The 12,738-nt window shown below is 46.7% G+C and carries 11 protein-coding genes; 4 read left to right on the top strand and 7 right to left on the bottom strand.

Annotated features, from left to right (window positions below):
* Positions 1-36: 36 nt before the first annotated feature.
* Entirely contained in the window at positions 37-1,818 is a 1,782-nt protein-coding gene (locus tag ACO0KZ_RS01420) for an alpha/beta hydrolase family protein (protein WP_422991996.1), read from the top strand.
* A gap of 482 nt (positions 1,819-2,300) precedes the next feature.
* Here the strand turns inward: ACO0KZ_RS01420 and ACO0KZ_RS01415 are convergent, their stop codons facing one another.
* The gene (locus ACO0KZ_RS01415; RefSeq protein WP_422991994.1) at positions 2,301-3,656 is read right to left on the bottom strand and encodes a hypothetical protein; all 1,356 of its coding nucleotides are present in this window, start codon (positions 3,654-3,656) and stop codon (positions 2,301-2,303) included.
* A 577-nt stretch (positions 3,657-4,233) separates the two neighbouring features.
* Here ACO0KZ_RS01415 and ACO0KZ_RS01410 point away from each other — a divergent pair.
* Together ACO0KZ_RS01410 and ACO0KZ_RS01405 are read left to right on the top strand one after the other, a co-directional pair.
* Positions 4,234-4,857, top strand: a complete 624-nt coding sequence (locus ACO0KZ_RS01410; protein ID WP_422991992.1) for a methyltransferase domain-containing protein — start codon at positions 4,234-4,236, stop codon at positions 4,855-4,857.
* Positions 4,858-4,875: 18 nt separating this feature from the next.
* Positions 4,876-5,685 carry an FkbM family methyltransferase gene (locus tag ACO0KZ_RS01405; RefSeq protein WP_422991990.1) on the top strand — a complete coding sequence of 270 codons (810 nt, stop codon included), beginning with the start codon at positions 4,876-4,878 and terminating at the stop codon, positions 5,683-5,685.
* 151 nt (positions 5,686-5,836) lie between these two features.
* On the opposite strand, the gene ACO0KZ_RS01400 is transcribed toward ACO0KZ_RS01405, so the two are convergent.
* Positions 5,837-6,511 (bottom strand): hypothetical protein, encoded by a 675-nt coding sequence (locus ACO0KZ_RS01400; protein ID WP_422991988.1) that lies wholly within the window; start codon positions 6,509-6,511, stop codon positions 5,837-5,839.
* A gap of 367 nt (positions 6,512-6,878) precedes the next feature.
* Here ACO0KZ_RS01400 and ACO0KZ_RS01395 point away from each other — a divergent pair, with 367 nt between their 5' ends.
* On the top strand, positions 6,879-7,922 hold the full coding sequence (locus ACO0KZ_RS01395; protein WP_422991986.1) for an alginate lyase family protein: 1,044 nt from the start codon (positions 6,879-6,881) through the stop codon (positions 7,920-7,922).
* Positions 7,923-8,057: 135 nt separating this feature from the next.
* On the opposite strand, the gene ACO0KZ_RS01390 is transcribed toward ACO0KZ_RS01395, so the two are convergent.
* From ACO0KZ_RS01390 to ACO0KZ_RS01370, 5 genes are all read right to left on the bottom strand, one after another.
* A complete protein-coding gene (locus tag ACO0KZ_RS01390) occupies positions 8,058-8,453 on the bottom strand; it encodes a hypothetical protein (RefSeq protein ID WP_422991984.1) in 396 nt (131 codons plus the stop codon).
* Between the two features lie 212 nt (positions 8,454-8,665).
* Positions 8,666-9,133 carry a GNAT family N-acetyltransferase gene (locus ACO0KZ_RS01385; protein WP_422991982.1) on the bottom strand — a complete coding sequence of 156 codons (468 nt, stop codon included), beginning with the start codon at positions 9,131-9,133 and terminating at the stop codon, positions 8,666-8,668.
* Positions 9,134-9,211: 78 nt separating this feature from the next.
* Complete coding sequence (locus ACO0KZ_RS01380; protein WP_422991980.1) at positions 9,212-10,300, bottom strand: alpha/beta hydrolase family protein; 1,089 nt, start codon at positions 10,298-10,300, stop codon at positions 9,212-9,214.
* Between the two features lie 39 nt (positions 10,301-10,339).
* Positions 10,340-11,734 carry a sensor histidine kinase gene (locus ACO0KZ_RS01375; RefSeq protein ID WP_422991978.1) on the bottom strand — a complete coding sequence of 465 codons (1,395 nt, stop codon included), beginning with the start codon at positions 11,732-11,734 and terminating at the stop codon, positions 10,340-10,342.
* A complete protein-coding gene (locus tag ACO0KZ_RS01370) occupies positions 11,731-12,387 on the bottom strand; it encodes a response regulator (protein WP_422991976.1) in 657 nt (218 codons plus the stop codon). Before ACO0KZ_RS01370 ends, ACO0KZ_RS01375 begins: the two co-directional genes overlap by 4 nt.
* Positions 12,388-12,738 lie beyond the last annotated feature (351 nt).

Genomic DNA, 12,738 nt, shown 5'->3' with positions numbered 1-12,738 from the left:
GGTTTGTGCTCGTCTTTAGGAAAGTGAGTCTCTGCCATGAAATCTTCATCTTTATTTGTAAGAAACGTGATGCTTAGTTTGATGTTCATTCTTAGTTTGGCAGCAGTTGCACAAACTGACGCTATGCCCGCTGTACAAAATGCCGATTATCTACTAGGTCAATGGCATGCCAAGTTACAAGCAGGCGGGGCGCAATACGCACTCGAACTCACTGTAAAAAAAGATCCACGAGGAAATGTTGTTGCATCGATAGAGAGTGTAGATCAAGCACCGGGTCAGGCGATTCCTGTTAGTCAGATTCAGTTCGTGAATAATGAAGTGAAGCTACAACTGAACGCACTTTCTGCCAGCTTTGAAGGCAAGTACGATCAAGAAAAAGATAGCTTGATCGGCGTTTGGAAGCAAGGCGCCAATTTACCCCTGATCTGGACTCGCGGCACATCGCTGAAGTTGTCTAATCTTTCGGAATTAGACGGTAGTTGGCGCGCTGTGCTACAGCGTAATGGTAATAATTTACGTTTGATCTTGCGCGTGACAACCGGCGAGCGCGGCACCATCGCACTATTGGATTCACCAGATATGGGTATTGCCGGCCTAGAGGTAACTGAGCTCGTTCGCGATGGCGAGAGAATTACGTTCCGCATTCCTCTAGCTCAGGTAAGCTTCGATGGTGAGTTAAATACACAAAGCAATACGCTGCGTGCCAACTGGTTGCGAGAAGGGCAAGCGCCAGCGGTAGTGCAATTTTCACGTACTGAAGAGGGATCGAATAAGGCAAAGACTGCGGGTGTAACAAAGCAACAAACACCGCTAGCACCATTTGCCTATCAAGTAAGAGAAGTTCGATTCCAGAACCAACAGGCTAAAATTACTTTAGCCGGGACTTTAACACTGCCAGCAGGCAGCGGTCCTTTTCCTGCTGCTGTACTAATCAGCGGATCAGGGCCGCATGATCGTGATGCTAGCGTATTCGATCACAAACCATTTGCCGTATTGGCCGATTATTTAACGCGCAACGGCATCGCGGTCTTACGTTACGATGATCGCGGTGTTGCCCAATCTGAAGGCGATTTTAACAGTGCGACCAATCATGATTTCGCAAGTGATGTAAAAGCAGCCATCGCTTACCTTGCATCACAAATTGAAATCAACTCAAAAGCAATCGGTTTAATTGGTCATAGTCAAGGTGGAATGGTGGGTCCCATAGCCGGTATGAATAATCGCGCTGTTGCTTTTCAAGTGTTGATGGCGGCACCAGCTACCGATATCACGGAATGGTTGTTGGCGAAACGACGTATGGAGGGTGAAATACAAGGTCAACCAGAAGCCCGTATCGCGGCAAATGAACGCATACTGCGCCGTTTATTCGCGGTGGCAGCACAGCCTGCAAAGAGCACAGACCGCGCAGAAATTCGACAACAATTAAGTGCTGTGTTAACACCAGAATTACAAGCAAGAATGGGACTCAATTCCGCACAAGGTCAAGCCATGTTGGAAGAACTATCAGGTTTGTGGTTGCATGATGTTTTGCAGTATAAGGCCATGAAAACACTGCAAGCCAACCACATGCCCATTTTAGCTTTACATGGTAGTCTCGATAAACAAGTGCCTATACAAGAAAATCTGGCGGCGATAAAAGCCGCTACCCGCGAAAATCATGATGTACAGATTGTCGCACTTGAAGGCCTGAATCATTTATTTCAAACCGCCAAGAATGGTGCCAGTGCAGAATATCAAGATCTTGAAGAGACATTGTCACCCAAGGCGATGCAAATTATTCGTGATTGGATACAACAAAAAGTTAAGTCAGTGAGATAAACGAAATTTTGAAATCACGGATTGAAAGGACAAGACTTGAACAAAAGGCTTTTTATGCGAAAAAATTAGATAGCGCTAATTAATCATGCGAAGGGATGCGATGGTGGAATTGCTTCAGAAACACGAACGGCCTTTTATGCTCAAGTTCCTTTGGTGATCGACAGCCTTACGGTATTGGGGTCTGCCATTTGCGTTCTATTTTTGCGTATTCGCCGTTTCTTGGGATGATGCGCAAACCCTCAACATATTTTCCAATAGTAGGCATCGCTGATTCCTAAAACATAAACCGGCGATTGGTCGGTGTCACGAAGCTCTCTTGGTAGCTTTGTTCATAAAGCTTGGTAGGCGAATTTTCAAAATATCATATCGAAATTGTAGGGGCAAACCTCGATTCTGTGCTGCGAGTTTCACTGTCTCGCATATCAAGTTTCATGCATGCTCTATTAGTGAGGGCGTATCAAAGTAGATACTCCCTCGCTAATTTATTTCAATCGACTTTGTGCTTCCCCGATCAGATCGCGATATGTGTTCAAGATACGATCCCACGACTCAAAATGCTCATCGTCTTTGATTGACCATTTTCCGCGCAGGCCATCTTTGTTTTTTTCACTAACAATCTTCAATGAATACCTGAGAGGTTCATCACCGATGCGTTTGAGAATTACCCGAGTACGCACCACCGATTCATTCACCTCGTTTTGCCCCCACGTTTTGATTTGCCACGCTGTTCTTAAGTAGCCAGTTTGGCTGTCCGAATTGTCCAGAACATCAAAATAGTTTAAGACGATTGAGGAAAGCAATTTCCAAGCGGTTTCTTCTTTTATTTTTTTTCCAGTTTCAATGGTGAAGTTGACGTTTGCTTGGTCGCTGGCAATGGATGCTGCATAAGAACCATCTGCTCTGAGTACAACATTTTCTTCATACGGTGGTTCTGTCTCATTCGGTTTTGCACAATATTCTTGTACGAACGTCAGGTAGCCCGGTTGCTTGACGCGCACAAGCGTACAACTACCGAATGGCACTTGGACGCCGAATGAACCTGAGGCGACAGATTTTTCGTTCACATAGATGCGAGCCTCTTCAGGAGCGGTCACTTTAACCAAGCGGCCTTTGAGTGTAAATTTGTCAGCTAATGGTGGTTCGGGTTGACCATCTTTATTGCAATACTCTTTAGTTTCAGTGATCCAACCATTTTTTCTGGCAGAGAGTTTCGCGCAAGTACCGCGCTTCACAATGAAGTCAAGATCTCCTTCTCCAACTTTCGCTTCGTTACTGAACAACTCAACCCCTTCGGCTGAAGTTGTCACGGAAACTCTCCGATCGATAAGTTCTATTCGATCTTCGATAGGTGGTAATTCACCGCCACGATTCCAGCGATAGATCCGTTTAACGGTGGCATAGCCAGGTTTCAATACCTCAAGCGTTGTCGTCTGACCTTCGTCAACTTCAACCTCATAGGAGCGACTGGCTCTGAATTCACCATTGATATAAATTTTGGCGTCATAAGGTAGCGCGGTAACTTGTACTACGCGTTTGGTCAGAAAAATACTGAAAGTTTTATCGGGGTAATCTGCTTCGCTTGGGAAGCTTCGTATGCTATCGCGAAAGCCTTCTTGTCGTACCACGATCGTGTTTGGATCATTCTTTTCGAGTTTTATTTTTGCGTTCCCAACGCCGATAGGAATTAGAGAATTGTCCTGTAGCTTTCTTTTATATATTGTTGCCGTAGAAGGAGTCGCAACAATGTCAAGCGTTGTGCCAAACAAAGAAAAAAACTGTGCGTGGGCTGGATTGATGATTGCAAATGCTAGAAGTGCGCCAAAAAAATAATGCCGCATAAAATCTCTCCCATTCTGATTTGAAGCGTTAAAGTGATTCATCCAATGAATTGGACATCAATCAATTAATGTTTAGGTTTTCGAATAAATCATGGTGGTAATACTGATGCTCACTCAGCTGTTGCTAAGACATGCGGCGAGTAAAGAGTGAGTAAAATTGAAGCAAGCGAGTTGAAGTATTACACATCATTTTCATAATCACAAGTTTAGCTCTCCCCCTTCAGGCAGCTTTAAATACGCTCATGAATGGCTGTATTATCTAAAAGCTTTCTGATCCTTAGATGAGTAATAAATAAGCATGAAAGTAGAGCAAATAGAATTATTGTTAATTGTATCGAAGCGAAATCGGAAGTGATGTTTTGGTTTTGAACTTTGTTTTTTTGGTGAGAGAATCTTTGGATATAACTTGTGAAGTTTCGCGCTATGGCGACGTGCCATGATGGACATTACTGGCAAGCTTAATCGCCTTAGTCTGGACATAGAGGAGGAGCTGGTTTATAAATACGTTAAGTCAGGAATTGGCTCCATTTGCACTAAATTTTTCACTATTCGTTTCTTTAAACTCACAAGGTAAGCAATGAGCGGAACCAGTAAGGCAATGATGCGTCGTGTACATGATCAAAGGTTTACGACTCGGTATTTTGTAGACAATGGAATTGATATAGGATGCGGCGCTGATCCTATCGCACAGTATCACGAACAATTTCCCTTGATAAAAAGCGTTAAAAATTGGGATCTTCCAGATGGAGATGCACAGTATTTGGAGACCATTCCAGACGGTAGTTTGGATTTTGCGCACTCTAGTCATAGCTTGGAGCATATGGTCGAGCCGCGTATTGCTTTGGCGAATTGGTTGCGTGTATTGAAACCTGGTGGGCATTTGGTCGTTATGGTACCGGATGAGGACCTTTACGAGCAGGGCAAATTCCCTTCGACCTATAACGATGACCATAAGTGGACTTTTACCATTCATAAATCGGCTTCTTGGTCGCCCAAATCGATCAATTTGATGCAGCTGTTGCCTGAATTTTCGTCGCAGGCACAGACTTTAAAATTGGAATTATTAGACGCGACCTATCGCTATGAACTAAAACGCTTCGATCAAACCCTTACCCCTGTGGCAGAATGTGGCATTGAGTTTGTGATGCGTAAATTGCCAGCAGACGAGTTGGCTAAGCACGGTCGCTTCCCTTTAACTTAAATTTCAAAAAGACAAATTATGGCTATCGCTAATTTACGTCCCATTGCTTTCGTGGTCGCGGCTACCAATCACGGTAGCATGCTGGTCAATCGCCACGACTATCGTTTGACTGAGCGTGGTGGTTACGGTGTTGGATTTCAGTTGTTAAATAATTCGGCGTTTGATCCAGCTGAAGTGGATTTTGCTCTGCAACTGCTAACAACCCGCAAAGAATCTTTTGGGCCTGGCGTCGTGGCAATCGACTGTGGTGCAAATATAGGTGTACATACGATAGAGTGGGCGAAGCACATGCATGCTTGGGGCGAAGTGATTAGCGTCGAAGCTCAGGAGCGAATTTTTTATGCACTGGCAGGCAACATCGCGATGAACAATTGCTTTAATGCACGTGCAATGTGGGCGGCAGTGGGAGCGAACAGTGGCACCATACAAGTGCCGTCTGCGAATCACTTCACGCCATCGAGTTTTGGAAGCTTGGAAATTAGAAAAACAGAACGCACGGAATTCATCGGACAGACCATCGACTATTCTCCACAAAAAACCGTAGAGACCAGATTGTTTGCCATTGATGATTTGGCGTTGCCTAGAATCGACTTCATCAAGATTGATATTGAAGGTATGGAAATGGAAGCCTTACAAGGCGCAGCAGATTCTATCTCGCGTTGCAAACCGCAGATGATGATAGAAAAAATTAAGTCCAATGAAAATCACATTACCGAGTTTTTGAAAGCGCATGGCTATGCCATTTTCGGTTTAGGAATTAATGTTCTGGCGATCCATGAATCTGACCCGGCCGCTATGCAAGTGAAGGTCAATGCGGCTGCTGGGTGAAGCAAGAATTAATGTGGAATTAGCTATTTGCAGAGTGCTTGGATTTGATTGCTTGGCGTCTTAGGAATTCAAAGAGGTAGAACAGAGCGCTATCCGAATGACTTTATATGCGCGTTGAGCCCATACTGCCGATCATGGACAGTGCTGAACGCTACAATTTTGTGTCAGCCCATGCTATTGGATGTGCAAAAAATCGCACTTCTTTTTTATTCCATGCCGCAGGATGTGACACAAAACCTTGTTTGAGCGTTGTACTAAGATAATTCGTCGCACCTGCTTGTGTAATTTGCGGGCCTTCTTCGATAACACGCTGTACGGTCTTTTGATCGGGGCGAATAATGGCAATATGTCCGGGTCTGTCGTCGTGATGATTGCGATAAACAGCGACCACGAATAAACCACGATTGGCTAATGCTTGCGCTTCCTTGCTGTCTGTAAGTTGATCCCAGCCTGCTGTTTTCCCTGCAGATGTGAGCCAGTCGTATTGGGCATTGGCTAATAGCGTTGCACTGTGCTCAGGAGGGCGCAACAGGTAAATGCCAAGTCGCTTGGCAATGGCGGCGGCGAACGCGCTGCAGTGTGTATGTTTGCCATTCCCTTTGAGTGGCTTACCGTCTGCCTCACCGCTTTCCCAGTTAACATGCAGCCCCGGGAGCCAAAGCTGTTCGACTTGGCTTAGCTCCAACACTTGCAACAGGCGTTCACCTTGTTTGTCAATGCGATCGATGTCACCATCTTGCGCTAACGCTTTGGTGCAAATTACTAAGAGTAAGAGAAAAACGTAACGTGTCGATGCTGGTATTGTTTTACGGATCAATTTCATCATGGCGAGTTTTCGTTTGGGGATGGGGCTAAAGTGCTGTTCAATTGGGTAAGGAGAACAGTACACCTCGTTTTCTGTAGATCGCTTTTATTATTTCACAAAGTAGATAGTGGCAAGTCGTCTGAACAGTTTTAAGCCGAACGATGATGTAACAATTTCTTAGTTTCTTTCTCTCTTGTAGTAGCGAACTTTTAGCCACAAAGTCAGATTTGGGATGCCGTTGCGTCAGCTGAAACCCTGTGTTTGCATGCGCTGCTTCAATGCCAATTAATCTAGAATAGTTTTACATCCAGTTACAAACAAAGACGATAGGCGAAGAGCCTCCACTTAAAATGCGTTTTTACAAATCTTGAAAGTAGGCGGTATGAAGATGACAATGAAGTACTGTGTTCTCTTGTTTCTGCTGGCGCTTATTGGATTAACCGAGACTGCTCAAGCTGCCGATAATGAAGGTCTTATGATCTCGGCCAGCCGCTTGCAGGAATTGCGCGCGCAACCAGAAAAATGGCAAGCATTGCGTAAGCGATGCGATAAAGAGCTAAACGACGCGCCGCATGCTGTCTATAATTTTGCGCCAGCACCACATTACACCAGCTCCGGCGTGAGCCATGATGAAAGCGCACGCTATCTAACTATTGATGCAGGCGTTGCCTATCGTTCTGCACTCTGTTTTCAATTGACCGGTGACCCCAGTTTTGCGCGACATACCCAAAGTATCGCTCAGGCTTGGGCAGTGACTCTCAAATACGTACAAAAAGGGCAGGGCTCAGCCGAAGTTAATTTCAATATGCCGCAATTAATTGTTGCGGCGAGTTGGGTGCGAGCGTATGAGAATTGGGACGACAAAGCGTTTCGTCAAATGCTCGTGACCATCGCTGCTCCCGCTAGCCATGCCAATCACGCAAACAACCATGGAAACTGGGGCGTGTTACTTGAGACCGCGATCGCAGCCTACCTTGAGGATGAGAGTCTTCTCACTAAAGCGAAGTCTCGCTGGGAAACACTGATGCTTAAGCAGGTAGCGGACGACGGTTCACTGCCATTAGAAATTTGCCGCAGTAACACGAACGTGTATTGTGGTGGCAGCGACAAAGGGGTAAATGGCATTAGCTATACGCACTACCTGCTCCTGCCGACCACCTTGGCCGCAGAAATTTTCTATCAGCGCGGACGAAATTTATATGTCACCGAAGCAGGTGAACGATTACATCTAGCTTATACCAAAGCGGCAGAATGGACGCAATTTCCAGAGAGATTTCCTTTTTTTGAAAGCAATCATAGGAAGCTCAATGGCATTCGCAATGCTGCTTATTTCTATGTTTTGCAGCGCTATTTTAAGGATGCAATCGCGGACCAAGTCATCGAACGGGGAGCACTTAGTATGAATAGTTTTGAGTTGAACTTAGTCAAATAGACGCATATGTCAGTCATCGGTTAACGGACGACAAGCCTTGTTCGAGTCCATTTATTGAGAAGCAGTTGCAAGCCAAGACTTGAACCTGTGATCCCTAGATTCAAGACTCGGTTTATTCTCCAGACCGATAAATACTTAGTCTTTCTTGGCAGGCGTTTCTTTTTGTTTCATTTGAGGGTCGCCCATTCGTCCCGCTTCAGGCGGATGCGGTGGGCGTTCCGGTCTAGCGAATAAACCTTTCGGCGATGTAGTACAAGTAGCGTTAATTTTCCCCTCTCGCGGCGTTACGATTTCAACCAACGCACCTTCTTTTTTAGCTTTACAAGCCTCGTATGCCATCGGAGGCGGTTCGCGGTGTGGCATGCCAGGATCGCCATCTTTCATTGCTGGAGGCGCTTCTTTATTCTCAGACGTTTTTTTTTGCGGATTGGATTGTCCATGTGCCAGGGATGAGATTACGCTAAAGATTAGCAATGTCGTGCAAATGCTAATGGATGTACTCCAGCTTTTTTTGCGTATATTCGTTTGCATAGGTTCTTCCTTTCTAAAGTTTCGCGAGTCCAACTGAGCCAAAGCGTAGTGGTAGATTATGAAGAAATGATGAATTTCATCTGCATTTTTTCGTTGCGAACAGCAACTACCGATTGCTAAAACAGAAATCGAACGTGCGAAATTTTGAACGCATTACGATCTTGACGCCAGTTTTGGCTGCAAGGAGCTTGGCCTTGTCGACCAAGTCAGCGTTATTGCCGACCCGAATGCCGCAATTCTGTCACTGATACAGCAAATGCGTCATTGCCAGGCATATGACCCTGAGCTCTACCTATTTCAACAAAGCCTGCTTTTTTGTAAATCGCGATAGCGGCATGATTGCCATCGAGTACTTCAGCAGTCATCGGCCCAGCACAAGTGGTAAGTGCAGCGTCAATTAACGCGCTGCCGACGCCTTTGCCGTAGAAAATCGGATCAACATAGAGCCAGGCCAATTCATCCGCAGAAAACGCCACGAAACCCAGCACGTTTCCCTCGTATTCGGCGACCTGAATTTCGTATTCATGGAAACCTTCATTCTCCGCGGTTTCCGCTAGCATTAAAAATGCTTCCGTAAGACCTGCTGCCTTCAACTCGTCTATACGCGCTGCATCATGGATAGCGCAAACGCGAGTCCAATCGGCGGAAGTGTAAGGGCGTATTTTTAAGGTGTTTCTCATTTTCATGTTTCCGATGTAGTTAGTTGTTTGGTTTTAATAGACGGTTTTTCGTAGGGAGGGCGATGAGCGCACGTCTGCTTATTTTTTCATATGTTCTGCAAAAAATGCAATGACACGCTTATTCATTGTTTTGTGAAAAACCGCACGGTCAAATTGCGCTGGATCTGAGCAAATCGGCGGCATCTTCAATGGGCCGCATGGTGTCAGAAATGAGTAGTGCCCCGCGTTAGGCACCAATTGAAAATCGACTTTGGTGCCGAGCCCATCTTGTATGACTTTGGCGTTGGTGGCGTAAGGCACACTTTCATCCTTATCCCCTTGCCACAACTGAACAGGTGTGCTGATGGTCGTTAGTGCATTGCTGCCGCTGAAGCTAAATCCTAAACCAGGCGCAGCAACTACGATCGCTTTGATCCGCGTATCTTGCTCAAAATTATCAGAACCGGCAGGCAGTTCTGCCTTGAGTAGAAATGAATTTGACTGACGTAGCATGTCGCAGGCAAATTCGCGCGAATTGGCGCAATATTGAGCGATACTCTCCAGGTTAGGTTTGGCTCCAGTTGCAGTCAAGACAGTAAATCCACCTATCGAAAAGCCGAATGCACCAATGCGCTCGGCATCAATTTGTTTGGCGTCTTTCCATTTTGTAAGCATGTGGTCTATCGTGGAACGGAGTTGTCTTGTGCGGCCTGAAATGTAGGCAGGTGTGCCGACCGATGACATGTCCTGAAAGTTATCGAGATGCATCGGTGCGGCGACGACGTTGCCAGCAGATGCGAGCGCGAGTGCTAAGTCAGCATGACTGGTGATGCTTCCGCCAGTGCCATGTGACATGACAACTAAGGGTAAATTGTTTCCCTTCACCGATCCATTGTCGGCAACGTACATTAGAAAGTTACCAGCCCATTTGGCTGAGGGCTGAGCGCTGGTTGGATACCAAATTCCCAGCGCGAAAGGTTTTCCTGCGGCGTCAACGGCGCGTACGACTTGAAAGCCGACAGGCTGTTCTGTGCGCAGTGCTGTCCAAAAGAGTGTAGCAATTAAGATGCCGCCTAGTACTAGTACGACGATTGTCAACACGCCCGTCCATTTTAGTACTTTCTTGCCTAAGCTGGCTTGTGTGCGAGTTGGATCAACTGCATTTACTGTTGCTTGATTTTGGTTCATGGAGCTTTCCTTGATTAAATTGGCCAGAGCACAGATGTGCTATTGCAAGGGTAATTCGACGATGAAGCGGCAACCGCGTCCGTGTAAGCCAGATTCAATGCGCACCCTACCGTGCAGACGTGCAACTGCTTGAGCAACAATGGCTAAGCCCAGACCGGAACCTGACTTGTCGCTTCCTGCTACGCGGTAAAAGCGTTCGAACACTAGCGCGCGTTCGGCTTCCGCAATACCTGGACCGTCGTCTGCTACAGATAACATCACGACTGTATTGAGTAAGATTAGTTCGACATGCACTTCGCCTCTTTGGTGTTCTGCATCGAGTTTTTTTTCATGTCCATAGTGCAGTGCGTTAGAAAGCAAATTGTGTACGATTGATAGAAATGCGTTCCTATCAATTTGGCGCGTTAATTCATCAGGTGCTTCGAGTGACAGGTCAATGTTTCCTTCCGTCGCAATTGGTACCGTTTCTGCGAGTGCTTGGCGCAGCAATTGGCAAAGATCAAGTCGCTCGGTGGTATGCGCTTCATCATTTTCAATGCGAGCCAGATCTAGCAATTGTTTAATCAGATGCGAAGCACGGGTAATGGCGGCGTCAAGATGTGTGCCTGCTTGTTTGCGTTCTTCTGGCGTTTCAGCCTTCATCATGACGTGTGCTTGGGCCGAAATCACTGCCAAAGGTGTTCTTAGCTCATGGGCTGCATCTTGCACAAAGCCATGTTCGCGGCTGAGCTTGGTACGCAACTGATCCAAGAGCCGGTCAAGGGCAGCTGCAAGCGGCGACAGTTCTGCATACTCGACATTGAACTCTAAAGGGCTAAGGTCATCAGGACCACGCGCGGCGATGCGATTCGATAGCAGCTTTAGTGGCCGCATGCCGCGTGTCACCGCAAACCATATAGGCAATAACAGTAAGGGAAACGAAATGATCATTGACATCGTCAAGTTACTGCTTAGGCGCGCGAGTAGCCAACCTGGGCTTGTGACAGGTTCGCCTATGAGTAGCACCCAAGCACCTGACTCGGCGCGATAAACATGATACCGCTCACCGTTGAATTCGTTTTCGATAACATTGCCAGCTACACCTTTCAAAAGGCGCTTACCACCTGCGGCGGAGGAAAACAGCACTTGGCCTTGCCGGTCTTCTAGTTGAAGTAAAAAATTCTCCGGCAAACCTGCTCGCTGATACGGCGCATTGAATAGCGCCGAATACAATTTCGCGCCATTACGTACTTGTTCAACATCATCGATTTTTGCTAACACTGCAACAACAAGCTCGGCGCGTTCGCGTTGCCGAGTAGTTGTCGCTCGTTGCCCAGTTTCCTGCCAATAGTAATAGGCCATCAGCACTACCCAAATCAGCAGAGACGCCAGTAATAGGGTCATGCTGACGCGTCGCACTAAGCTAGGGCGTAGCAGAAGGTGCAGTAGATTCATATCACCAACATATAGCCAATGCCACGCAAAGTACGAATGCGGTGCGCGCCGATTTTACGGCGCAGGTTAGACATGTGAACTTCGAGCACGCTAAAGGCAAGTGGTTCGCCCAATGGCTCAAGGCGCTGTGCCAACACACCTTTGGGTAACACAGTGCCGGGCTCGCGTGCTAATTCCAATAATAATTCAAATTCGCGGCGTACCAGATCCAGCTCGACGCCATCTTGCCACGCCTGGAAAGCGCGTGGGGCGATTTTCAATTCACCTATCGTCCACAAGGCGCTTGCTTGTTGCGCATAGCGGCGTAGTACAGCCCGCACGCGTGAGATCAATTCAGCCATAGCAAAAGGTTTCACAATGAAGTCGTCCGCGCCGCCATCTAGTCCGGCTAATCGGTCGTCCAAGCCAGAACGGGCTGTGATCATAATGATAGGTAAATTCACACCCGAACTACGCCAACGCTTGAGTAAATCTAAGCCGCTGCCATCTGGCAGCGCGACATCGAGCAAGGCGCAGTCAAAGTCCAGATCAGCCGCCGCCCAAGGCGCGTCTTTCATACGGCGCAACCAGACGCTGGTGATGCTTTCAGCCTTGAGAGCCTGCTGCAGCGCCGAGCCTAAATCCATGTCGTCTTCAATGATTAATAAGTGCATGAAACAATTATAGTCAGGTTTACCTTAAGTGAATCTAAATTCAAGTGATGCGACCTCGACGAATTTGATATTGGAGGAAGGGGCGAACTCTAGGATATACCAAGAGAGACAAGCTCTTTATTGCCCATGCATGATACGGCCACACCTTGCGGAATTGCTAACCTAGAAATTCAGATGCTGGCCAAACTATGTCAACACTAATGAGGTACGTCCCGGATGTTTTTATTTTGCTTCTTTCTTAAAGTCTCAGTCTCGTTTTGAATTTGTGCATACGAAGTAGGGCGGTCAGGTAAATGTTCTTTGTACGGTACTTCGCATAATTCCTTCGCTAACTTAGAGCAGTTGTTCTTT

The organism is Undibacterium sp. Di24W (genome assembly GCF_049340325.1).
In the GTDB taxonomy this organism is placed as follows: Bacteria; Pseudomonadota; Gammaproteobacteria; order Burkholderiales; family Burkholderiaceae_D; genus Undibacterium.
This window is presented reverse-complemented; position numbering and strand designations above follow the sequence as displayed.